20 protein-coding genes and 1 tRNA gene are annotated in these 21,566 nt (G+C 73.7%); 7 read left to right on the top strand and 14 right to left on the bottom strand.

What is annotated here, in order from left to right; genetic code table 11:
• Positions 1-19: 19 nt before the first annotated feature.
• On the bottom strand, positions 20-2,167 hold the full coding sequence (locus tag AC24HA_RS03365) for a protein kinase domain-containing protein (RefSeq protein ID WP_425708062.1): 2,148 nt from the start codon (positions 2,165-2,167) through the stop codon (positions 20-22).
• Between the two features lie 121 nt (positions 2,168-2,288).
• Between AC24HA_RS03365 and AC24HA_RS03360 the strand changes: the two genes are divergently transcribed.
• The 4 genes from AC24HA_RS03360 to AC24HA_RS03345 all read left to right on the top strand — a co-directional run bounded on the left by AC24HA_RS03360 (position 2,289) and on the right by AC24HA_RS03345 (position 7,396).
• On the top strand, positions 2,289-3,935 hold the full coding sequence (locus tag AC24HA_RS03360) for an alpha,alpha-trehalose-phosphate synthase (UDP-forming) (RefSeq protein ID WP_425708061.1): 1,647 nt from the start codon (positions 2,289-2,291) through the stop codon (positions 3,933-3,935).
• Positions 3,932-4,792, top strand: coding sequence for a trehalose-phosphatase (gene otsB / locus AC24HA_RS03355; RefSeq protein ID WP_425708060.1), 861 nt, complete (start codon positions 3,932-3,934; stop codon positions 4,790-4,792). Before AC24HA_RS03360 ends, otsB begins: the two co-directional genes overlap by 4 nt.
• Before the next feature lie 170 nt (positions 4,793-4,962).
• Positions 4,963-6,087, top strand: coding sequence for an ABC transporter ATP-binding protein (locus tag AC24HA_RS03350; protein ID WP_425708059.1), 1,125 nt, complete (start codon positions 4,963-4,965; stop codon positions 6,085-6,087).
• Positions 6,088-6,163: 76 nt separating this feature from the next.
• On the top strand, positions 6,164-7,396 hold the full coding sequence (locus tag AC24HA_RS03345) for a DUF4032 domain-containing protein (protein WP_425708058.1): 1,233 nt from the start codon (positions 6,164-6,166) through the stop codon (positions 7,394-7,396).
• 115 nt (positions 7,397-7,511) lie between these two features.
• Here the strand turns inward: AC24HA_RS03345 and AC24HA_RS03340 are convergent, their stop codons facing one another.
• Genes AC24HA_RS03340 through cysS form a run of 3 tightly spaced genes read right to left on the bottom strand, consistent with a single transcriptional unit; the run spans position 7,512 to position 10,338 of the window.
• The gene (locus AC24HA_RS03340) at positions 7,512-7,865 is read right to left on the bottom strand and encodes a hypothetical protein (protein ID WP_425708057.1); all 354 of its coding nucleotides are present in this window, start codon (positions 7,863-7,865) and stop codon (positions 7,512-7,514) included.
• The gene (gene rlmB, locus AC24HA_RS03335; protein WP_425708056.1) at positions 7,865-8,893 is read right to left on the bottom strand and encodes a 23S rRNA (guanosine(2251)-2'-O)-methyltransferase RlmB; all 1,029 of its coding nucleotides are present in this window, start codon (positions 8,891-8,893) and stop codon (positions 7,865-7,867) included. Before rlmB ends, AC24HA_RS03340 begins: the two co-directional genes overlap by 1 nt.
• On the bottom strand, positions 8,893-10,338 hold the full coding sequence (gene cysS / locus AC24HA_RS03330) for a cysteine--tRNA ligase (protein ID WP_425708055.1): 1,446 nt from the start codon (positions 10,336-10,338) through the stop codon (positions 8,893-8,895). The genes rlmB and cysS overlap by 1 nt, the downstream gene beginning before the upstream one ends.
• A 274-nt stretch (positions 10,339-10,612) precedes the next feature.
• Between cysS and AC24HA_RS03325 the strand changes: the two genes are divergently transcribed.
• Complete coding sequence (locus AC24HA_RS03325; protein ID WP_425708140.1) at positions 10,613-12,022, top strand: MFS transporter; 1,410 nt, start codon at positions 10,613-10,615, stop codon at positions 12,020-12,022.
• Here the strand turns inward: AC24HA_RS03325 and ispF are convergent.
• The 3 genes from ispF to AC24HA_RS03310 all read right to left on the bottom strand — a co-directional run bounded on the left by ispF (position 11,964) and on the right by AC24HA_RS03310 (position 13,898).
• Positions 11,964-12,437 carry a 2-C-methyl-D-erythritol 2,4-cyclodiphosphate synthase gene (ispF, locus tag AC24HA_RS03320; RefSeq protein WP_487563606.1) on the bottom strand — a complete coding sequence of 158 codons (474 nt, stop codon included), beginning with the start codon at positions 12,435-12,437 and terminating at the stop codon, positions 11,964-11,966. The genes AC24HA_RS03325 and ispF overlap by 59 nt on opposite strands.
• Before the next feature lie 76 nt (positions 12,438-12,513).
• Positions 12,514-13,338, bottom strand: a complete 825-nt coding sequence (locus tag AC24HA_RS03315; RefSeq protein WP_425708053.1) for an IspD/TarI family cytidylyltransferase — start codon at positions 13,336-13,338, stop codon at positions 12,514-12,516.
• Between the two features lie 23 nt (positions 13,339-13,361).
• The gene (locus AC24HA_RS03310; protein ID WP_425708052.1) at positions 13,362-13,898 is read right to left on the bottom strand and encodes a CarD family transcriptional regulator; all 537 of its coding nucleotides are present in this window, start codon (positions 13,896-13,898) and stop codon (positions 13,362-13,364) included.
• A 164-nt stretch (positions 13,899-14,062) separates the two neighbouring features.
• Between AC24HA_RS03310 and AC24HA_RS03305 the strand changes: the two genes are divergently transcribed.
• Positions 14,063-14,563, top strand: coding sequence for a hypothetical protein (locus AC24HA_RS03305; RefSeq protein ID WP_425708051.1), 501 nt, complete (start codon positions 14,063-14,065; stop codon positions 14,561-14,563).
• 94 nt (positions 14,564-14,657) lie between these two features.
• Here the strand turns inward: AC24HA_RS03305 and AC24HA_RS03300 are convergent, their stop codons facing one another.
• Together AC24HA_RS03300 and AC24HA_RS03295 are read right to left on the bottom strand one after the other, a co-directional pair.
• Positions 14,658-15,347, bottom strand: a complete 690-nt coding sequence (locus AC24HA_RS03300) for a response regulator (RefSeq protein ID WP_425708050.1) — start codon at positions 15,345-15,347, stop codon at positions 14,658-14,660.
• Positions 15,347-16,561, bottom strand: a complete 1,215-nt coding sequence (locus tag AC24HA_RS03295) for a sensor histidine kinase (protein WP_425708049.1) — start codon at positions 16,559-16,561, stop codon at positions 15,347-15,349. The genes AC24HA_RS03300 and AC24HA_RS03295 overlap by 1 nt, the downstream gene beginning before the upstream one ends.
• Positions 16,562-16,724: 163 nt before the next feature.
• Between AC24HA_RS03295 and phoU the strand changes: the two genes are divergently transcribed.
• Entirely contained in the window at positions 16,725-17,444 is a 720-nt protein-coding gene (gene phoU / locus AC24HA_RS03290) for a phosphate signaling complex protein PhoU (protein WP_425708048.1), read from the top strand.
• 67 nt (positions 17,445-17,511) lie between these two features.
• On the opposite strand, the gene AC24HA_RS03285 is transcribed toward phoU, so the two are convergent.
• The 5 genes from AC24HA_RS03285 to AC24HA_RS03265 form a co-directional block, all read right to left on the bottom strand.
• Entirely contained in the window at positions 17,512-18,249 is a 738-nt protein-coding gene (locus AC24HA_RS03285; protein WP_425708047.1) for a phosphoglyceromutase, read from the bottom strand.
• 106 nt (positions 18,250-18,355) lie between these two features.
• Positions 18,356-18,700: a histone-like nucleoid-structuring protein Lsr2 gene (locus AC24HA_RS03280; RefSeq protein WP_425708046.1), complete on the bottom strand. Its 345-nt coding sequence runs from the start codon at positions 18,698-18,700 to the stop codon at positions 18,356-18,358.
• A gap of 348 nt (positions 18,701-19,048) precedes the next feature.
• The gene (locus AC24HA_RS03275; RefSeq protein ID WP_425708045.1) at positions 19,049-19,294 is read right to left on the bottom strand and encodes a hypothetical protein; all 246 of its coding nucleotides are present in this window, start codon (positions 19,292-19,294) and stop codon (positions 19,049-19,051) included.
• A gap of 410 nt (positions 19,295-19,704) precedes the next feature.
• Positions 19,705-19,777 (bottom strand) — tRNA-Thr (locus AC24HA_RS03270).
• A gap of 147 nt (positions 19,778-19,924) precedes the next feature.
• Positions 19,925-21,493, bottom strand: a complete 1,569-nt coding sequence (locus tag AC24HA_RS03265; protein WP_425708044.1) for an alpha/beta hydrolase — start codon at positions 21,491-21,493, stop codon at positions 19,925-19,927.
• Between the last annotated feature and the right edge of the window lie 73 nt (positions 21,494-21,566).

Genomic DNA, 21,566 nt, shown 5'->3' with positions numbered 1-21,566 from the left:
GGCGCCCGCGTGCTGCAGGTCAGCCCGCCGTGAGGGAGCCGAGGTCCGGCAGCGGCCACCACGTCGGCTCGGGCGCGGCACCGAGGGCGACGGTCCCGCCCGCGACGGCGGCGAGCGCCAGGAACGCCGCGAGCAGCACGATCCGTCCGAGCCGTCCCGGGGCCAGGGCGCCGACGACGGACCGGAACCCCTCGCGCGCGTTGCTCCCGGTGGGCGCGAGCCACACGCCGCACACCGCGAGGATCCCGGCGAGCAGCAGGACCGGCGGTGACGCCGGCTCGCCGCTGAGCAGCTCGGCCCCCAGGACGACGGACGCCGCCAGCACGAGCCCGATGATCATGCCGACGGCGCTGGTGAGCGCGCCGACGACCAGGTACCAGGGCATCGCGGCGAGCATCCGACCGGTGTCGCCCGCGCGGACGCCCCGCCTGAGGCGCGCGTTGCGCCGGGCGCGGTCCGCCTGCCCCCAGGCCGCCAGCAGGACGGTGGAGATCACGAGCAGGACGAGGAACCAGCCCGGTGCGTGCGGGGCGATCGTGGCCATGGCGAGCCCGGCCGCGGCCGCGACGCCCGTCCGTCTCGCCGGCGGGCGGGCCCAGGCGGGCGGTCGCCCGTCCTCGCCGAGGAAGGATCGCGCACCCGCTCCGTCGGGCGGCTCGGTGCCGGCGTTGCCGTAGGCGGCCAGGCCGCCGGGGTTGCGCCCGTAGGGGCCCGTCTCCGGGTCCGGACGATCGAGCCCGAGGGGGCCGATCGGACGGCCCTGGCCCCCGCTCGGACCCGATCCGTACCGCTGCGCGCCGCGCTGCCCGCCGCCGTCGGCCCAGGGCTCCGCGTCCTGCCGCTCGGCGGACCCGGGCGGGTAGCTGCGCGGGGCCTGGCCGCCGGGGGGTGCGCCGGCCGGCGCTCCGCCGTGGGAGTCGTAGCCGTGGGCGTCGTAGCCGCCGGCGGCCCCGTGCCCCGCGACCTCGGCCCACGCGGGGTCGGCCACGCGGGTCCGCCCGTCGGCGCCGCCGCCCGGCGGGTAGGTGGGCGCGCCGTGGTCCGACGACCGGTGGTCCGACGGTCCGTGGCCCGACGCGACGTGGCCGGCCGCTCGGTACCCGGCCGGACCCTGCACCTCGGCCCCGTGCCCGGCGCCGCCGTGCGCGCCGCGCGAATCGTGCGGAGCGTGCGGCGCGCCCGGGGCGCCGCCGGGCAGCACGCCGGTCGCCGCGTGGTCGGCGGGAAGCACGCCGTGCACCGCCGACGACGGCTCCCTGGCCTGCCGCTCGGCGATCCGCTCCTCGAGACCGTCGCGCCCGATCTCCCCGTCGATGACGTCGAGCACGGCGGACGGGTCGAGCCGGTGCGCCGGGTCGGGGCTCAGCGCGGCCGCGAGGGCGCGGGCCAGCAGGGGCTCGACGCCCTCGAGGTCGACCCGGCCGGTCGCCACCCGTCCGAGGACGGCGGCGGTCGGTCCCCGGCCGAACGGCGGGCGGGCGGTCGAGGCGTGGACGAGCACGGCCGCCCATGCCCACCAGTCGCACGCGGGCGACGGCTCCGCGCCGGCCAGGACCTCGGGGTCGAGATAGCCCGGCGTGCCGGTGACGAGGCCGGTCTGGGTGAGCCGTTCGTCGTCGACGACCTGGGCGATGCCGAAGTCGATGAGCACCGGCCCGTCCGGCGAGAGCATGACGTTGCCGGGCTTGAGGTCCCGGTGGACGATGTCGGCGGCGTGGATGGCCCGCAGGGCGTCCGCGAGCCCGTGCGCGAGCATGACGATCTCCTCGGCGGAGAACGCGCCGTGCTCCGCGACGTCGGCCTCGAGGGTGGGCCCGTCCACGAGCTCGGTGACGACGAACGCCTCGGAGTCCTCGACCTCCGCATCGATGACGCGGGCGACGCCGGGCGCCCTGACGCGGTGGAGGAGCTGGACCTCCCGGGCGAGCCGGGCCCGCGAAGCCGCCTCCCTGGCCACGTGCGGGTGGAGCAGCTTGAGGGCCACGCGGTGCCCGTCGCCGTCGACGGCCTCGTGGACCTCGCCCATGCCGCCGGAGCCGATCCTGCGCAGCAGCCGGTAGCCGCCGAGCTCACGCTGGGGCTCCGCCGGCGCGGTGGCGCGGGCAGCGGTCACCTCGTGACCGTCCCTCCCGCCGGCCGCCCGCCCGGGGTCCGTCGCACTGTCCACGGCCCGAGGCTATCCGGGTGGCCCGCCCGGCGCCCGGGGCGCTCCGACGCAGATGCACCAGGTCACGGGGAGGCCTACGGTGGACACGGGCGCCCGGTCGGCGCCGGAGGAGGACGGACCGATGACGAGCAGCACCCACGGCGAGCAGGACGCGGACGGCGCGGGCCGGGACCGGGCGCACGACGGCGCGGACGCGGCGGACCACGCGCACGACGACGCCGCAGGACCGTCCGGCGAGGGCTACGACCTCGTCGTCGTCGCCAACCGGCTCGCCGTGGACGCCGTGGAGGGGGAGGACGGCGAGCGCGAGTGGCGCCGCTCCCCCGGCGGCCTGGTGACCGCGCTGGCCCCGATCATGCAGTCGGTCGACGGCGCCTGGATCGGCTGGACCGGGGACACCGCCGAGGAGGCGGACACCCCGGAGCCGTTCGACGCCGTCGGCATGCACCTGGTGCCGGTCCCGCTGCGCGCCCAGGAGGTCGAGCGCTACTACGAGGGCATGTCCAACGGGACCCTGTGGCCGCTGTACCACGACGTCATCGTCCAGCCCGAGTTCCACCGGGAGTGGTGGGAGGCCTACCGGCGGGTCAACCAGCGGTTCGCCGACGCGGCGGTCGCCACGGTCGCCGAGGGCGGCACCGTGTGGGTGCACGACTACCAGCTGCAGCTCGTGCCCGCGCTCATCCGCACGCGCCGGCCCGACGTGCGGATCGGCTTCTTCAACCACATCCCGTTCCCGCCGGTGGAGATCTTCACCCAGCTGCCGTGGCGCCAGCAGGTCGTCGACGGCCTCCTCGGCGCCGACGTCATCGGCTTCCAGCGCGAGTCCGACGCCGGCAACTTCCTGGCGGCCGTCCGCCGTCTCACCGACCACCCCACCCGCCGCGACCAGGTGCGCGTCCGGGCCAGCAGCCTCCTGCCCGAGGAGCGGTCCGTGCGCGCCCGCGCGTTCCCCATCTCCATCGACTCCCAGGGTTTCGCGGCGACCGCGTCGCGGCCCGAGGTGCGCAAGCGCGCGCAGGAGATCCGCAAGGAGCTCGGGAGCCCGCGGACCATGCTCCTCGGCGTCGACCGACTCGACTACACCAAGGGGATCCTCCACCGGATCAAGGCCTACGGGGAGCTCGTCCGCGACGGCCTGCTCGACGCCGACGAGACCGTGCTCGTCCAGGTCGCCTCGCCCTCGCGCGAGCGGGTCGAGCAGTACAAGGTGCTGCGCGACGACGTCGAGGTCGCGGTCGCCCGGATCAACGGCGACCACGGCGACATCGGGTCCGCCCCGATCAGCTACCTCCACCAGTCGTTCCCGCCCGAGGAGATGGCCGCGCTCTTCCTCGCCGCCGACGTCGCCCTGGTGACCTCCCTGCGCGACGGCATGAACCTCGTGGCCAAGGAGTACATCGCCGCCCGGGAGGACCTGGGCGGTGCGCTCGTGCTGTCGGAGTTCACCGGGGCGGCCGACGAGCTCCCGCAGGCGTTCCTCGTCAACCCCCACCACATCGACGGGCTCAAGGCGGCGATCGTCCAGGCCACGCACGTCAACGCCCGGGAGGGCCGACGCCGGATGCGGTCGATGCGCCGACGGGTGATGAGCCACGACGTTCAGCGCTGGGCCGACGACTTCCTCGGCTACCTCGCCCAGGCCACCCCGCGGGGCCGGGCCCCCGCGGCGGAGGAGGAGACGACCCAGGACACGACGACGGACAACGGCGCCGGCGAGCCGGGGACCGGCACCGGGACCGGCACCACCACCGAGGAGAAGCAATGAACGACCACCAGCCCGACCCCTCGGCGGACCGCGGCGTCCCCGGACCGGGGATCGACGCCCCGATGTTCACCGCGCGCCTGGAGCACGAGCTCGACGAGGCGGTGGCAGCGTTCGCCCGCCGGGGGCACCTGCTCGTCGCGCTCGACTTCGACGGCGTCCTCGCCCCGCTGGTGGACGACCCCACGACCTCCCGCATGACCGACGCCGCGGTGTGGGCCGTCGACCGCCTGGCCGCGCTGCCGGACGTGACGGTCGCGGTCGTCTCGGGCCGGGACGCGGGCACCCTCGCCTCGCTCGCCGACCTCCCGGACGGGACCCTCGTCGTCGCCTCCCACGGTGCCGAGCGGGGTCGCATCGACGCGGGCTCCGAGACCGGCCTGACGAGCGAGCCGATCGACCTCGACGACGAGCTCGCCGCGCTGCGTGCCGAGGTGCTGCGGGGGACCGAGGAGGTCGTCGCCGCGCACCCGGGCACCCACCTGGAGGCCAAGCCGGCGTCGATCACCCTCCACACGCGCGGCATGAGCGAGGACGCCGCGCGCGCCGCGACCACCGAGCTCCTCACCGGCCCGGCAGGCCTGCCCGGCGTACGCGTGATCTCCGGGCACGACGTCCTGGAGATGGCGGTACTCACCGTGACCAAGGGCGACGGCGTGCTCGACCTGCGCGCCGAGACCGGGGCGGACGCCGTGCTCTACGCCGGCGACGACCGCACCGACGAGGACGCGTTCGCCGTGCTGCGGGAGCACGACCTCTCGGTCAAGGTCGGCGACGGCGAGACGGCCGCCCGCTTCCGCGTGGGTGACCCCGACGAGTTCGCGGTCGTCCTCGACCGGCTCGCGCAGCTGCGCGCCTGAGCGAGGGGTCCGGCCCCGCGAGGGTTCCGGCCCCGCGGGGGCGGACGCGGCGTGCCATGATGCTCCTGCGGCGGTCCCGTGTGGCTTCCGCGCGTGTCGGTGTAGACACACCACCGCTCTTCACGACGGATCGTCCGGCACGTACCTGCCGGTGAAGGGAATCAACCACCATGGCTTCAGTGACCTTCGACAAGGCCACGCGCGTGTACCCCGGCTCGGACCGGCCGGCCGTCGACGCGCTCGACCTCGAGGTCGCCGACGGCGAGTTCCTCGTCCTCGTCGGCCCCTCCGGCTGCGGCAAGTCCACCTCCCTGCGGATGCTCGCGGGCCTCGAGGACGTCAACGCCGGCCGCATCCTCATCGGTGACCGCGACGTCACCGACGTCCAGCCCAAGGACCGGGACATCGCGATGGTGTTCCAGAACTACGCGCTCTATCCGCACATGAGCGTCGCCGACAACATGGGCTTCGCCCTGAAGATCGCCGGGACGCCGAAGTCCGAGATCGAGTCCCGCGTGGCCGAGGCCGCGAAGATCCTCGACCTCTCGGACTACCTCCAGCGCAAGCCGAAGGCCCTCTCGGGCGGGCAGCGGCAGCGCGTGGCGATGGGCCGGGCGATCGTCCGCCAGCCGCGCGTGTTCCTCATGGACGAGCCGCTGTCGAACCTCGACGCCAAGCTCCGCGTCCAGACCCGCACGCAGATCGCGTCCCTGCAGCGGAGGCTCGGGGTCACCACCGTGTACGTCACGCACGACCAGACCGAGGCGCTGACGATGGGCGACCGGATCGCGGTCCTCAACTTCGGCCTCCTCCAGCAGGTCGGCACGCCGCGCGAGATGTACGACCGGCCCGAGAACGTGTTCGTGGCCGGCTTCATCGGCTCGCCCGCGATGAACCTCGGTGAGTTCACGCTCGACGGCGAGCACGCCACGCTCGGCGCGGCCCGCATCCCGCTGAGCCCGGCGAGCCTCGCGGCCCTGCGCGAGGAGGGCGCCACGACGGTGACGATCGGCTTCCGCCCGGAGTCCACCGAGCGCGTCTCCGCCGAGACCCCCGGTGCGCTGGCCGTCGAGGTCAACCTGGTCGAGGAGCTCGGCTCCGACGCCTACGTCTACGGCTCCCTCGTGGGGCGCGAGGCCGCCGCGAACGTCGGCTCGGGCGAGGACCCGGACCAGGTCGTCATCCGGATCGACCCGCGCGACGTGCCGGACAAGGGGTCCGTCATCCACGTCGCGATCCGGCCCGACGAGCAGCACGACTTCTCGCCCTCGACCGGCCGACGCCTGCCCCGCTGAACGCCGACCGGCGGCGGCGCGGGTCTCCCGCTCCGCCGCCGGCCCGTTCCCGACCAGCACGACGAGGAGTCCGCGAGTGCCCCAGGAACGGCAGATCACCGCGGCCGTCGTCGACGCCGGCCTGCTCGCCCTGCCCTGGGACGTCCCGCTGGAGGACTGGCCCGACGACGTCCTCGCGGCCCTCCCCCGCGGCCTGTCCCGCCATGTCGTCCGGTTCGTGCGCACGTCCAGCGGGCTGGTGGCCGTCAAGGAGATCGGCGAGTCGGTGGCCTACCGCGAGTACGAGGTGCTGCGCGCCCTGGGTCGTCTCGAGGCGCCGGCCGTCGCGCCGCTGGCCGTGGTCACCGGACGGACGGGCGCCGACGGCGAACCGCTGAACTCCGCCCTCGTCACCCGGCACCTCGAGTACGCCCTGCCCTACCGCGCGCTGTTCAGCCAGCACATGCGACCCGAGACGGTCGGCCGGCTCATCGACGCGCTGGCGGTCCTGCTCGTCCGCCTGCACCTGCTCGGGTTCTTCTGGGGCGACGTCTCGCTGTCGAACACGCTCTTCCGCCGGGACGCCGGCGCGTTCGCGGCCTACCTCGTCGACGCCGAGACGGGCGAGCTGCACCCGCCGCTGTCCGACGCGAAGCGCTCCTACGACCTCGACCTGGCGCGGACGAACATCATCGGCGAGCTCATGGACCTCCAGGCCGGCGAGATCGCGCCGGAGGACATCGACACCATCGCCGTCGGGGACCGGATCGTCTCCCGCTACGAGTCGCTGTGGGCCGAGCTCACGCGGAGGGAGAGCTTCGCGGCCGGCGAGCTGTGGCGGGTCGAGGCCCGGATGAACCGGCTCAACGAGCTGGGCTACGACGTCGACGAGATCGACATCACGACCGACGTCACGGGCACCAACGTCTCGATCCAGCCGAAGGTCGTCGACGCGGGCCACTTCCACCGCCAGGTCATGCGGCTGACCGGCCTCGACGTCCAGGAGGGGCAGGGCCGGCGGATGCTCAACGACCTCGAGCAGTTCCGGGCCACCCGGGGCGGGGCGGGCCAGGACCTCGTCGTCGTCGCCCACCACTGGCTCGCCGAGGTGTTCGAACCGACGGTGCGGGCCGTCCCGCGCGAGCTGCGCCGCAAGCTCGAGCCCGCGGAGATCTTCCACGAGATCCTCGAGCACCGCTGGTACATGTCCCAGGCCCAGGGGCGGGACGTGCCCACCGCGGAGGCCGTGCAGTCCTATATCGAGACCGAGCTGCGGCACCGGATGGACGAACGCCGTGTCATCGACGCGGTCGGGCCCGACGACGAGTAGCCGACCGGGCGGCGCGGGGTACGTCGAGAGGGCGCGACCACGCACCTGTGGTGCCGGTATCCGTGCACCTTCGCGCCCCCTCGACGATGATCCGCGCCCCGGGGACGTCGCCGGTTCAGTCCGTCCGGTCGCCGCGGGGCCGCGGCGGGAGGACGAGGCGCCCGGCAGCGTCGGTGTGCCGGCGGGCGTAGGCCTGCGTGACCAGCTCGCCGACGGCGTCCACGACCAGCAGGACGCTGCCGATCCTGCCGAGTGCGGAGCCCCGGCGTGCGAGGAGGATCGCGGCGCCGACCTCCGCGGCCACGACGGTGCGGGCGATCCACGGGCGGTCGACGGCGACGCTGCGGTAGAAGCCCCACAGGTCGCGCACCGGCAGCGGGATCTGAGGGTCCCGCTCGTCGACGACGAGGCCGTCCCCCGCGAGGACCGCCTCCGCGGCGCGGTCGAGGTACTCGTCGACGCGTGACATCACGCCCCCTGCCCGGCCGGCGCCGGCCCGGCCTCGGCGCGACGACGGGAGATCTCGTAGAGCGCGACGCCGGTGGCGACCGCGGCGTTGAGCGACTCCACGTCCTCGGCGATGGGGATCGAGGCGACGACGTCGCACGTCTCCCGCACGAGCCTGGAGAGTCCCTTGCCCTCGGAACCGGTGACGAGCACGAGCGGCTCGGTGGCGAGCTCGAGGTCCCGGACCGAGGTGGTCCCCTCGCCGTCGAGCCCGACGACGAAGCAGCCGGCCTTCTTCGCCTCGGTGAGCGCCCGGGTCAGGTTGGTCTCGCGGGCCACCGGCACGCGGGCCGCGGCTCCGGCCGAGACCTTCCAGACGGTCGAGGTCACGCCGGCGGAGCGTCGTTCGGGCAGGAGCACGCCGTCGGCGCCGAACGCCGCCGCGGAGCGCAGCACGGCCCCGAGGTTGTGCGGGTCGGTGACGGAGTCGAGCGCCACGACGAGGGGGGCGTGCCCGCGGCGCTCGGCCCGGTCGAGCAGGTCCGCCAGGTCGGCGTAGGCGTACGGGGCGACGGCGATGGCCACCCCCTGGTGCACGCCTCCGTCGGTGAGGAGGTCGAGCTCGACGCGGCTGGACTCCACCAGCGGGGCGCCGAGCGCGGTCGCGGTACGCACGAGCTCGGCGAGGCGCTCGTCCGAGGCGGCGGCCCCGGAGATGAGGACGTGGGACATGGTGACGCCGGCCCGCACCGCCTCGGCCACCGGGTTGCGCCCGACGACGAGCTCGGCGTCCGCGGGGATGCCGATGCGCGTGCGGAGCCGGGCCGCGCGGTCGGCCGCGAGGGCGGCCTGGGCCTTGGGGTCGTTCGAGGCGCGCCGCCGGCTCGCCTCCGCCCGCTTGGCCGCCGGGTGGTACTCGCGGTCCTCGGCCTTCGGGGTCGGGCCCCGGCCCTCGAGCCCGCGGCGGCGCTGCCCGCCGGAGCCCTTCGTGGGTGCCTTCTTCGAGCCTGCCTTGCGTACGGCGCCGCGGCGCTGGGAGTTCCCCGCCATCAGGCACCTCCTGCCAGATGCCAGCGGGCGCCGCCCGCGCCGTCCTCGACCGAGATCCCGGCCGAGGTGAGCCTGTCGCGCACGGCGTCCGCCCGCGCCCAGTCCTTGTCCGCCCGCGCCTGCGCACGGTCCTCGAGCGCACCCTCGACGAGGGCCGCCAGCGCGTCGTGCGCGGCGCCCCCGCCCGCGGCGCCGCCGGCCCCGGTCGTCCCCGCCCGCCAGGGCTCGGCGAGCGGGTCGAGCCCCAGCACGTCGAGCATCGCGCGCACCCGCACCTGGCCGGTGTGCGCGTCGGCCGACCGGCCTTCGGCGAGCGCCGTGTTGGCGGCCCGCAGCTCGGCGTGCACGACCGCCATCGCCGCCGAGACCCCGAGGTCGTCGTCCATCGCGGCGGTGAACGCCGCCGGGAGCGCGTCGGGCGCGGCGAGCTCGTCGTCCGTGGCCTCGCCGGTCGCGTCGGCGGACCGCAGGACGAAGGAGGTGATCCTCTCCCACTGGGTGGCGGCCTCGGCGAGCGAGACGTCGGAGAACTCGACCGCGCCGCGGTAGTGGACCGAGGCCAGCGCGAGCCGCACCACCGGGGCGGCTGCCCGTCCGAGCACGGCGTCGACGGTCAGCGCGTTGCCGAGGGACTTGCCCATCTTCTCGCCCGCGACGACGACCCAGGCGTTGTGCATCCAGATGCGCGCGAACCCGTAGCCCGCGGCGCGGGACTGGGCCTGCTCGTTCTCGTGGTGCGGGAAGCGCAGGTCGATCCCGCCGCCGTGGATGTCGAAGTCCTCACCGAGGTAGCGGTGCGCCATCGCCGAGCACTCGAGGTGCCACCCGGGCCGCCCGCGCCCGTAGGGGGTGTCCCAGGCGGCGGAGGCGGGCTCGCCGGGCCGGGGGGCCTTCCACAGGGCGAAGTCGAGCGGGTCGCGCTTGTCCGGGGCCAGGTCCGTCTCGTCGACGGCGGAGCTCCCGGCGCGCTGGTTCGTCAGCGCCCCGTAGTCCTCGAAGGAGCGCACGGAGAAGTAGACGTTGCCCGGGTCGCCGGCGTAGGCGTGCCCGCGCTCCTCGAGGCGCCGCATGAGGGCGACCATCTCGGTGACGTGCCCGGTGGCGCGCGGCTCGTAGGTCGGCGGCAGGACACCGAGGGCGGCGTACGCGGCGGTGAACTCGCGCTCGTAGCGGTAGGCCCACGCCCACCACGGGGCGCCCGCCTCGGCCGACCTCGTGAGGATCTTGTCGTCGATGTCGGTGACGTTGCGGACGAGCGTGACGTCGAGCCCCGACCGGCGCAGCCAGCGCACGAGCACGTCGAACGCGATTCCGGAGCGCAGGTGCCCGACGTGGGGTGCGCCCTGCACGGTGGCGCCGCACAGGTAGATGCCGACCTTGCCCGGGGTCACCGGGTCGAGGGGGATCTCCCGACGGGAGGCGCTGTCGTGCAGGTGGAGGGTCACCGGGACAGCGTAACGACGACACCCGCGAACCGGCCGACGTCACCTCGCCGACACCACGGGCGGCTAGGTTGCGCGAGTGACCATCCCGGAGCCCCCCGAGCGCCACCGCCCCACGGAGCGCGCCCCCTCGACCGCCGACCAGCCCGGCGGTGCCACCGCGCCCGGCGGCTCTCCCGCACCGGGTACCGAACCGGGCCCCGGCTCCACCGCACCCGGCACCGACCCCACCTCGGGCACCGACCCCACCTCGGGCACCGACCCCGCGGCGGCGTGGCTGCGCACGGAGGCCCGCAGGCTCACCCGCCCGTCGAAGATCGTCGTCTGGGCGCTGTGGGACTGGGCCTCGGCCGCGTTCAACGCCGTCATCACGACCTTCGTCTTCACGGTCTACCTGACGAACGAGGACCTGTTCGGCGAGGGGGCGGACGGCACCCTCGCCGCGGTCCTCGCCGTCTCGGGCGTCGTCGTCGCGCTCATCGCCCCGGTCACCGGCCAGCGGGCGGACCGGTCCGGCAACCGCTCGCTCAACCTCGCGCTCTACACGGCCGTCATCGCGGTGGTCACCGCGTGCATGTTCTTCGTCGCCCCGGCCGTGCAGCCGGACGGGTCCTTCGAGGCCCAGTGGCTGTGGCTCGGGCTCATCCTGCTCGCGGTCGGCAACGTCGCCTCCGAGCTGGCGGGCGTCAACTACAACGCCATGCTCAACGACATCTCCACGCCGAAGAACGTGGGCCGGGTCTCCGGGTTCGGCTGGGGCCTGGGCTACGTCGGCGGCATCGTGCTGCTGCTCATCGTCTACTTCGGGCTCATCAACCCCGACGTCGGCCTGTTCGGCGTCACGAGCGAGGGCGGCATGGACGTGCGGGTGACCACGCTCGTCGCAGCCGTCTGGACGGCGGTCTTCTCGCTGCCGCTCGTCCTCACCTCCCTGCGCGACGCCGCCCGGCTGCGCAGGCGCACCGGCGCCGAGGCCGAGGCACCCAAGGAGTCGATCGCCCAGTCCTACCGCCGGCTCCTCGGCTCGATCGCCGGCCTGTGGCGCACCGACCGGCGGACCGTCTGGTTCCTCCTCGCCTCGGCCGTGTTCCGCGACGGGCTCGCCGGTGTCTTCACGTTCGGCGGCATCATCGCCGCCGGCACGTTCGGGTTCAGCGCCGGCGAGGTCATCATCTTCGCGGTCGCCGCGAACGTCGTCGCCGGCATCGCGACCATCTCCTTCGGCCTGCTCGACGACCGGTTCGGTCCCAAGAAGGTCATCGTGCTGTCGCTGGTGTCGATGGTCGTCGCGGGCATCGGCATCTTCGCGCTGCACGACCTGGGAGCGTCGCTCTTCTGGGTCCTGGGCCTCGTGCTGTGCGTCTTCGTCGGCCCGGCGCAGTCCGCCTCGCGGACCTTCCTCGCGCGGCTCATCCCGCCGGGCAAGGACGGCGAGGTGTTCGGCCTGTACGCCACCACGGGCCGCGCGGTCTCGTTCCTCGCGCCGGCCATGTTCGCCGCCGCGCTCGCGATCGGTGAGGCCGTGACCGGCCTGACCGGCGACGACGTCCAGTACTGGGGGATCCTCGGGATCGTCCTCGTCCTCGCCGCCGGGCTCGCCCTCGTGCTGCCCGTCAGCGCCCGGGACGTCACCCCGGTCCGGTCGGACCGGGCGTCCCCCGCCGAGGGATCGGGGGCGTCCCGCTGACCGGAGCCCGGGCGACGAGCGCGGTCGCGATCGCGGCGACGCCCTCGCGGCGACCGGTGAGACCGAGCCCGTCGGTGGTCGTCGCGGACAGCGAGACCGGGGCGCCCAACGCGGACGTCATCGCGGCCTCGGCCTCCTCGCGGCGCGGACCGACACGCGGGAAGGCGCCGACCACCTGGACGGCGACGTTGCCGATCAGCCAGCCGGCCGCGCGGACGCGGCCCGCCATCTCCGTGAGCAGCTCGGCGCCGGAGGCGCCCTTCCACCGTGGGTCGCTCGTGCCGATCTGGGTGCCGAGGTCGGCCATGCCGGCGGCGGACAGGACGGCGTCGCAGGCGGCGTGGGCGGCGACGTCGGCGTCGGAGTGGCCCGCGAGACCCGTGACGCCGGGCCAGCTGAGGCACGCGAGCATCATCGGCCGGTCGGGATCGGTCGAGACGGCGTGCACGTCGGTGCCGACTCCGGTGCGGGGCAGGTTCACGCCAGCCGCCTCAGTCCTGGCCCGCGGCGCGGTCCGCGAGCACGAGCCCGGCCACCCGCAGGTCCCACGGGGTGGTGATCTTCAGCGCGGCGGTGGTCCCGGGGACCACGACGACGACGCCGCCGAGCGCCTCGACGAGCCCGGCGTCGTCGGAGGCCGCGAGGCCCTCGTCCGCGGCCCGGTGCGCCCCCTGGGCGTGGGCGGAGCGCAGGACGCGCGCGGTGAACCCCTGGGGCGTCTGGACGGCGCGCAGCTCGGCGCGGTCGACGGTGGCGCGCACCGGCTCGGCGCCGCCCGCGGGGGGCCCGTCGGTGGCCGAGCCGGCGGCCGTCGCCCCGCCCGCGCCGGCCCCGTCCGTGGTGCCGGTGGCGGCCCCGACCCGCTTGAGCGTGTCGGTGACGGGAACCGCCGGGACGACGGCGCCGTGCCCGGCGCGGACGGCGTCGACGACAGTACGGATCTGATCGGGCGGCGTGAGGCAGCGGGCGGCGTCGTGGACGAGGACGACGTCGTCGTCCGCCGGCGCGGCCAACGCCTCGAGGGCGTCGAGCCCGGCGACGACGGACCCCTGCCGGGTGGCTCCTCCGGCGGCGACGTCGAGCGCACCGGCGTACCCGTGCTCGGCGAGGGTGGCCGCGGCGAGGTCCCGCACGTGAGACGTTCGCCCCTCGGGGGCGACCACGACGATCGAGTCGAGCACGCCCGAGCGGGCCAGCCCTCGCAGCGCGTGCACGACGAGCGGCTCACCAGCGAGCGCGACGAGCGCCTTCGGCCCGCGGGCGCCGAGCCGGGTCCCGGACCCGGCCGCCACGAGGACGCAGTGGACGCGGGTCACGACGTCGCTCCCCAGCCGGCGGGTCAGGAGGCGGGCGCGTCCGAGGCGACGGGCTCCGCCTCGGCGGCGGCCGCGGCCCCGACGGCGAGCACCTCGTCCAGCAGACCCTCGGCCTCCTCCTCGGAGACGTCCTTGGCGAGCGCGAGCTCGGAGGACAGGATCTGCCGGGCCTTGGCGAGCATGCGCTTCTCTCCGGCGGACAGGCCCCGGTCGGTGTCCCGGCGCGACAGGTCGCGCACGACCTCGGCGACCTTGTTGATGTCGCCCGACGCGATCTTCTCGACGTTGGCCTTGTACCGGCGCGACCAGTTGGTCGGCTCCTCGGTGTGCGGCGCACGCAGGACGTCGAGGACCCGCTCGAGCCCCTCCTCGCCGACGACGTCGCGCACGCCGACGAGGTCGACGTTCTCCGCGGGGACCTGGATGCTCAGGTCCCCCTGGGCCACCCGCAGGTGCAGGTAGGTCTTCTCCTCGCCCTTGATCGTGCGGACCGTGATGTCCTCGATGAGGGCGGCTCCGTGGTGGGGGTAGACCACCGTCTCACCCACTGCGAACGTCATGTGCGAAATGCTCCCTCAGGTTCGGCGACGGACCATTCTACCACGGCGAAACGGCGTGATTCCGCGCCTCGTGGCGGCGCCCGGTCACTGTACGGGGGCCTGTGCCGCCGCGGGTCTAGTACCCTCGCGGCAGGTCCCGTCCACCCCCTCGAAGGAGCTCGACCATGGCCGTTGCCCGGCGCATGTCCCGCGCAGGCCTCGCCGTCGCGTCCGCCTCGCTGCTGTCGTCCTGCATGCTGGCCTCGCCCGTGACCACGCTCAACGAGTACGCCCCGTCCGACGGCACCCGCATCGCGGTCGCGGACGGCGTCGCGGTGGAGAACCTGCTCGTGCTGACCGAGGCCGAGGGCGAGGTCGGCCACGTCGTCGGGAGCATCGTCAACAGGTCGGGCGAGACCGTGACCGTGCAGCTCGACATCGGCGAGACCGGGGCGCCGTCCCCGTTCGAGGTGCCCGCGGGGGGCAACATCGCGCTGCACGACGCCAACGTGACGGTGGAGAACGTCGAGGCCGCACCGGGAGCCACCCTGCCCACCGCGATCCAGGGGCCCGACGGCTTCAACGACGTCCGCGAGATCCCCGTCCTCGACGGCACGCTCCCCGAGTACGCGGAGTTCCTCGAGCAGGCGGACTCCCCCGAGTCCGGCTCCGAGTCCCCCTCCTGACCGCCCCCTGACGGGACGCCCTCACCACGGGGGTCGGCGGTCCGGGCGCCCGCGCTGCGGCGCCGCGCCGGGGGCCCGCCGCGAGCGTCGTCCGTCAGTCGGCGTCGGTGACGAGCTTGTAACCCAGCCCCCGCACGGTGTGCAGCATCTGCGGGTGCGCCGGGTCGATCTCGATCTTGCCGCGCACGCGCTTGACGTGGACGTCCAGCGTCTTGGTGTCGCCGTGGTAGTTCGGGCCCCAGATGCGGTCGATGAGCTGGCCGCGGGTGAGCACGCGGTCGGGGTTGCGCAGGAACAGCTCGAGGAGCTCGAACTCGCGCAGCGGCATGGCCACGGACTCGCCGTCGACCGTGATCTCGTGGCGGTCGACGTCCATCCGGACGCGGCCGACGGTGAGCACGGCCGACTCCCCCTCCTCGACGGCGGGCCCCCGGCGCAGGACGGCCCGCACGCGGGCGACGAGCTCGCGGTAGGAGTAGGGCTTGGTCACGTAGTCGTCGGCGCCGAGCTCGAGGCCCACGACCTTGTCGATCTCCGAGTCCTTCGCCGTCAGCATGATGACCGGCACCTGGGACCGCTGGCGCAGCTGCCGGCACACCTCGGTGCCGGACAGTCCGGGCAGCATGAGGTCGAGGAGCACGAGGTCCGCGCCGTGGCGGTCGAACGCGGCGACCGCCTCCGTCCCGTCGCCCACGGCCTCGACCGCGAACCCGTCGCGCTCGAGCTTGAACGTCAGGGTCTCGCGGTAGGTCTGCTCGTCCTCGACCAGCAGGATCTTCGTCATCAGCGCTCCTCGTCGGATGGGTGACCGTCGCGGTCGTCGCCGTCGGCGTCGACCTCGTCGTCGGGTGAGGGGTGGGGCCCGGGCTCCTGGGCCTCGGGCAGGACCAGCGTGAACGTCGAGCCGCGCCCCTCGGTGGACCACAGCTCGGCACGCCCGCCGTGGTCGGCGGCGACGTGCTTGACGATGCTCAGGCCCAGGCCCGAGCCTCCCGTCTCGCGGGACCGGGCGAGGTCACCGCGGAAGAAGCGCTCGAAGACGCGCTCCCGGGCGTCCGCGGGGATACCGGGCCCCTGGTCGACCACGGCGATGCGGATGAGTCCGTCGCCGCGGGACACGCCGACCGAGGCTGTCGAGCCGGACGGCGAGTACCGCACCGCGTTGTCGAGCAGGTTGCGCACCGCGGTGGTGAGCATGCCCTGGTCGCCGTACAGCCGCAGCCCCTGCGCGCCGCCCGAGCGGATGTCCACCCCGCGGGACCCGGCCTCGACTCGGACCCGGTCCACCGCCTCGGCCACGACCTCGTCGACCTCGACGACCACCGGGTCGACGAGGGCGTCGGGCTCCTGCAGGCGGGACAGGTCGATGATGTCCTGGACGAGCTCGGCGAGCCGCTGCGACTCGGTCTCCATCTTCGACGCGAAGTGCCGCACGCTGTCCGGCTCGTCGGCGACGTCGTCCATCGTCTCGGCGAGCAGCGCGATCGCGCCGACCGGGGTCTTCAGCTCGTGGGAGACGTTGGCGACGAAGTCGCGGCGCATGTCCTCCACGCGGCGGGCCCGGGTGCGGTCCTCGGCGAGCAGCAGGACGCGCCCGTCCTTGAGGGGCGCGACGCGCACCTGGAGGTGGACCGTGCCGGCACCGTCGACGGGGCCGCGGGGCAGCGCGAGCTCGGCGTCGCGGATCTGCCCGTCGCGGCGCAGCCGGGCGACCATCTCGGCGAGCCGGCCGTGCGCGAGGCGGTCGTGCCGGACGAGTCCGAACCCGTACGCCGCGGAGGAGGCCCGCACGACGTCGTCGTCGGCGTCGAGGACGACGATCGACTGGGGCAGGACGGTGAGCACCGAGATGACGTCGTCGTCGAGGCCCGGGGCCGGTCCGGTGGGCTCGAGCTCGGCGTCCCGCTCCCGGTCGGACGCGCGCAGGGCGAGACCGGCCCCGAGCCCGGCGACGAGTCCGAGCAGGGCGACCACCCAGAGCTGCCAGGAGTCGTGCACGGGTCGAGGTTAGGCCGAACCACCCGAGTTCACCGACCCCGCCCCGCGATGTCGCCCCACCGCCACCCTCCGTCCACCACGCGTTCATCGAACAGGTCTTGGCTACCCTTGGACCGTGCGGCCGCGACCCGGCCGCCATCATCACCGCCGCGGAGGCCAAGCAATGCGCAAGATCTTCACGCACGACCTGGAGCAGCTGCAGGACAACCTCGTCCGGATGGCCGAGGCCACCAGCCAGGCGATGACCAAGGCGGCCGAGGCGCTGCGGACGGCGAACCTCCAGCTCGCCGAGCAGGTCATCGACGCCGACGAGCGCATCGACGAGCTCGACCGCCAGCTCAACGAGCAGGGCATCGCGCTCCTCGCGCTTCAGGCGCCCGTCTCGCGGGACCTGCGCCAGGTGATCTCGGCGCTGCGCCTGTCCGGGACCATCGAGCGGATGGGTGACCTCGCTCAGCACGTCGCGTTCGTCGCGCGCGGCCGGTTCCCCGACCAGGTCGTGGGCGGCGCCGGGCACGAGCTGCTCGTCCAGATGGCCGACGAGGCGGTCCGGGTGGCCGACGACGTGGTCGAGCTCGTCCGCGGCGCGGACCTCGACAAGGCGCGCGAGCTCGAGGAGAAGGACCACGTGCTCGACAGCCTGCACCTGCGGACGTTCGACACGGTCCTCGACGACTCGCTCGAGCTCAGCCGCCAGGAGATCGTCGACATCATCCTCATCGCCCGCTACCTCGAGCGCTTCGGCGACCACGGCGTCTCGGCGGCGCACCGCATCAACTACCTCGTCACCGGAGCCACCTCGCCCACGATCGGCGAGGACGAGATCGACCCCGGCGTGAGCGCGAACGTCATCGCGGACGAGTACGGCAGCGAGGGGCACTGACCCCACGACCGCACCACGCACGACGGCGCCGCTCACCTGGAGGTGAGCGGCGCCGTCGTCGTCGGGGCTACCTGCCCTGGTTGGCGACCGCCTCGATCGCCGCGGCGGCGGCGTCGGGATCGAGGTACTGCCCGCCCGGGGTCAGCGGGCGCAGGTCCTCGTCCAGCTCGTAGAGCAGCGGGATCCCCGTGGGCACGTTGAGCCCGGAGATGGTCTCGTCGTCGATCCCGTCGAGGTGCTTGATGATGGCGCGCAGCGAGTTGCCGTGGGCCGCCACGAGCACCGTCTTCCCGGCCCGCAGGTCGGGGACGATCTTGGCGTCCCAGTACGGCAGGGCGCGCTCGAGGACGTCCTTGAGGCACTCCGAGGCGGGGATCGGCTCACCCGCGTAGCGCGGGTCGGCGTCCTGGCTGAACTCGGAGCCGAGCTCGATCGGCGGCGGCGGCACGTCGTAGGAGCGGCGCCACTGCATGAACTGCTCCTCCCCGTACTCGTCGCGGATCTCCTTCTTGTTCTTCCCCTGGAGCGCCCCGTAGTGGCGCTCGTTGAGGCGCCAGTCCCGCGTGACGGGGATCCAGTGCAGGTCCGCCTCGTCGAGGGCGAGGTTCGCGGTCATGATCGCGCGCCGCAGGAGCGAGGTGTGCAGCACGTCGGGCCGCACGCCGGCGTCGGTGAGCAGCGTGCCGCCACGGCGGGCCTCCTGCACGCCCTTCTCCGAGAGCGGCACGTCGACCCAGCCGGTGAAGAGGTTCTTGGCGTTCCATTCGCTCTCGCCGTGGCGGAGCAGGACCAGTCGATAGCTCATGGTCGCCATCCTTCCACCGATCACCCGTGCGCTGCTCGGGGCCCTCAGATGCGGGACGGCCCGCGGACCGATGGTCCGCGGGCCGTCCTCCTCCGACCACGAGGGGTCAGCGGTTGTTGTACTGCTCGACGATCTCGGCCTTGATGCGGCCGCGGTCGCTCACCTCGATGTTGTTCTCGCGCGCCCACTCACGGATGGCCTGCGCCTCGGAGGCGCTGGTGCTGCGCGAACGGCGGGCACCGGTCGAGCGACCGGCACCGGTGCGCTTGGCGGCGCCCCGCACGGGGCGCGCGCCGGCGACCCACGGCGCGAACGACTCGCGCAGCTTCGCGGCGTTCTCGTCCGAGAGGTCGATCTCGAAACGCTCGCCGTCCAGCGCGAAAGTCACCGTGCTGTCCGCGGGCGTGCCGTCGATATCGTCGATGAGCTTGGTAATGGTCTGTCGAACCATGATGCCCTCCCCGGGATTCATACCGACCACTGGATGTCAATCGGCTGGGTGAAGAGTACGAGTAATTGCTCTCCGCTGTCACGTCGACCGACGGAATCGCACTTCTGCACGCCGTGCGAATGAATTTCCGCACACCCCGGGTCGAGGTCGTCGGCACTTCTTCTCGTGGTGTCGCACACATGATGTCGCGACACGTTCGGCGCATCCTGTCATCTCGTGCACGGCATACATCGACGTCACGGGGCATCCCCGTGACGTCGGACGCATCAATTGCCCTGATGATCGGCGGAAATGCGACCGTGCTTTCGCCTGGGTCGACGACGAAGCGCCGCGATCGGGCGCGTGTCGTTATCGGCGATCGCCCGCGGAGCCGGTGTCGGTGTCGGTGTCCTCGGCACGTTCCGCGGCCGCGAGGGCGCCGGCCACGCTCGACCGCGACGGGGGCAGCGGAGGAAGCTCGAGGTCGGGGTGCTCGGCGCGGAACTTCTTCTCCGCCTCCCGCTCCGACCGGTCGGCGCCGAGGAATGCGCGCACGATGACCACGAGGGCGACCAGGAGCCCGATGGGCGGCACGAGGGCGATCACGTAGTCCATGCGTCCAGGATAGGCCGCGGTCGTCGCCCGTGACACCCGCGCACCCGTCCCTGCCCGAATCGGCGCGGCCGCCCATTCGGGTTCCGGCGCCGATTCGGGCACGGTCCCTGATGCGGCCACCGTCCGCGATTCGCGGGGTCGTCACTGTTTCTCGCCGGTCGTGGATTCAGGTGCACGCCCGACCGGAGCCACTGATTCGGGTCCACGCCCGACCGGAGCCACTGATTCGGGTCCACGCCCGACCGGAGCCGCTGATTCGGGGCTTCCCGGGGACACGGTGTCCGACGACGATCTGCGCAAGGCCCCGATCCCTCATTCGGCCGGCCCTCCGGGGCGCGACCGGATGCACTGCGTGCGCGGGGGACAAAGAACCCCTGACCGGATATGTGACCCGGTCAGGGGTTGCGCGGAGCCGCCTGGGAGAATCGAACTCCCGACCTATTCATTACGAGTGAATCGCTCTACCGACTGAGCTAAGGCGGCCTGCCGCCCGTGAGCAGCGCCGTCCATGCTAGCGGCCGGCCGCCTAGTCGACGAACCCGTGGGGCGCGCCATGCGTCACAGTCGGCCACCGGTCCGTGGCGGAGCGGGCGGGCACCACCCGAGGATGGCGCCCGCCCGCATCCCGGCTCAGCAGGAGAGCTCGTCCTCGGGCGGCGTGCCCTCGAGGAAGAACTCGTCGACGGCGCCCTGGACGCAGTCGTTGGACCGGCCGTAGGCCGTGTGCCCCTCGCCCTCGTAGGAGACGAGGACGCCCTCGTCGAGCTGGTCGGCCAGCCCGACCGCCCACTCGTACGGTGTCGCCGGGTCGCCGGTGGTGCCGATGACGACGATGGGGCCCGAGCCCTCGGCCGACACGGGGCCCGGCTCGCGCTCGGACTGGTGGGGGTAGTTCAGGCAGAGCTCGTCGTTCTCGCCGCCGAAGAACTGGCCGAAGGTCGGCGCGACCTCCTCGAGCTCGGCCACCTGCTCGTCGAGCTCGGCCTGCGTGTGCTCGACCGCGGGGTAGTCGAGGCAGTTGATCGCCCAGTTCGCCTCGGTCGAGTTGTCGGCGAACGTGCCGTCGGGGTTGCGCGTGTTGTAGAGGTCGGCGAACTGGAGCAGCGCCGAGCCCTCGTCGAGGTTGATCGCGGCCTGGAGCGCCGCGGTCAGCATCGGCCAGGACGACTCGTCGTACATCGGCAGGATGATGCCGGTCAGCGCGAGCGCCTGCGTGAGCGGCCGGTCGGGGTCGCCGGTCGGCAGCGGATTCGCCTCGGCCGACTCCAGCAGCTCGACGATCTGCTCTGCGCCGTCGTCGACGCTTCCCGACAGCGGGCACAGCGAACCTGACTGGCAGTCCTCGATGTAGGCGCGCAGGGCGCCCTCGAAACCACCGGCCTGGCCGAGCGTGACGTCGAACCCGGTCGAGGTCGGGTCGAGCGCGCCGTCGAGCACCATGCGCCCCACGTTGTCCGGGAAGAGGTCGGCGTAGGTCGAACCGAGCAGGGTGCCGTAGGAGTAGCCGAGGTAGTCCAGCTGCGACTCGCCGAGCACCGCGCGGATGACGTCCATGTCGCGGGCGGCGGACTCGGTGTCCACGTTGCCCGCCAGATCGCCGGACTCCGCTGCGCAGCCCTCGCCGATGAGCTGGGCGTCGGCCTCCCAGTCGGCCTCGCCCTCGGGGGTGTCCGGATAGTCGGTCGCGAGCAGCCGGTCGAGCTCGGAGTCGCTCACGCAGTCGATCTGCGTGGAGTTCTGCACCCCGCGCGGGTCGAAGCCCACGACGTCGTACACGGAGGTGACCTCGGGAGAGATCGAGGAGGTCGCGTACTCGACGAACTCCACGCCCGAGCCTCCGGGACCGCCCGGGTTGATGAGCATGGAGCCGATCGGCTCGCCGTCGGAGGCGGGCAGGCGCTTGATCGCCAGCGAGATCGTCTCGCCGTCGGGGGCGTCGTAGTCGAGGGGCACCTCGATGTCCGCGCACTCGTAGTCGTCGCAGTCGGTCCAGGAGACCTCCTGCTCGTAGAACTCCTCGAGGCCCTCGGGCGCGGGCGGCATCTCCTCACCCGCGTCGCTGCCCTCCGCCCCGGACTCCGAGCCGGTCTCGCCCGGTGCCTCGGCACCGGACGACTCCGCGTCCTCCGCATCGCTGCAGGCGGTGAGGACGAGCGCTGCGGCGGCGAGCGCGGGAACGATTCTGATCAACCTCGGCATGCGGCCCAACCTAAGGCACGCCGGGCGGCCGGCGGTGCGCGGCCCGTCGGGGAGCGCTCCCCCGGCCACCTGG

It is taken from the genome of Georgenia sp. Z1491, from assembly GCF_057652395.1.
This window is presented reverse-complemented; position numbering and strand designations above follow the sequence as displayed.

Bases quoted from the DNA above. Each gene is read 5' to 3' on its own strand.
- AC24HA_RS03360 (WP_425708061.1), top strand. From the start codon at position 2,289: ATGACGAGCAGCACCCACGGCGAGCAGGACGCGGACGGCGCGGGCCGG.
- otsB (WP_425708060.1), top strand. From the start codon at position 3,932: ATGAACGACCACCAGCCCGACCCCTCGGCGGACCGCGGCGTCCCCGGA.
- AC24HA_RS03350 (WP_425708059.1), top strand. From the start codon at position 4,963: ATGGCTTCAGTGACCTTCGACAAGGCCACGCGCGTGTACCCCGGCTCG.
- AC24HA_RS03340 (WP_425708057.1), bottom strand. From the start codon at position 7,865: ATGTCACGCGTCGACGAGTACCTCGACCGCGCCGCGGAGGCGGTCCTC.
- rlmB (WP_425708056.1), bottom strand. From the start codon at position 8,893: ATGGCGGGGAACTCCCAGCGCCGCGGCGCCGTACGCAAGGCAGGCTCG.
- ispF (WP_487563606.1), bottom strand. From the start codon at position 12,437: ATGATGCTCGCGTGCCTCAGCTGGCCCGGCGTCACGGGTCTCGCGGGC.
- AC24HA_RS03310 (WP_425708052.1), bottom strand. From the start codon at position 13,898: ATGACGTTCGCAGTGGGTGAGACGGTGGTCTACCCCCACCACGGAGCC.
- AC24HA_RS03305 (WP_425708051.1), top strand. From the start codon at position 14,063: ATGGCCGTTGCCCGGCGCATGTCCCGCGCAGGCCTCGCCGTCGCGTCC.
- AC24HA_RS03300 (WP_425708050.1), bottom strand. From the start codon at position 15,347: ATGACGAAGATCCTGCTGGTCGAGGACGAGCAGACCTACCGCGAGACC.
- phoU (WP_425708048.1), top strand. From the start codon at position 16,725: ATGCGCAAGATCTTCACGCACGACCTGGAGCAGCTGCAGGACAACCTC.
- AC24HA_RS03285 (WP_425708047.1), bottom strand. From the start codon at position 18,249: ATGAGCTATCGACTGGTCCTGCTCCGCCACGGCGAGAGCGAATGGAAC.
- AC24HA_RS03280 (WP_425708046.1), bottom strand. From the start codon at position 18,700: ATGGTTCGACAGACCATTACCAAGCTCATCGACGATATCGACGGCACG.
- AC24HA_RS03275 (WP_425708045.1), bottom strand. From the start codon at position 19,294: ATGGACTACGTGATCGCCCTCGTGCCGCCCATCGGGCTCCTGGTCGCC.
- AC24HA_RS03265 (WP_425708044.1), bottom strand. From the start codon at position 21,493: ATGCCGAGGTTGATCAGAATCGTTCCCGCGCTCGCCGCCGCAGCGCTC.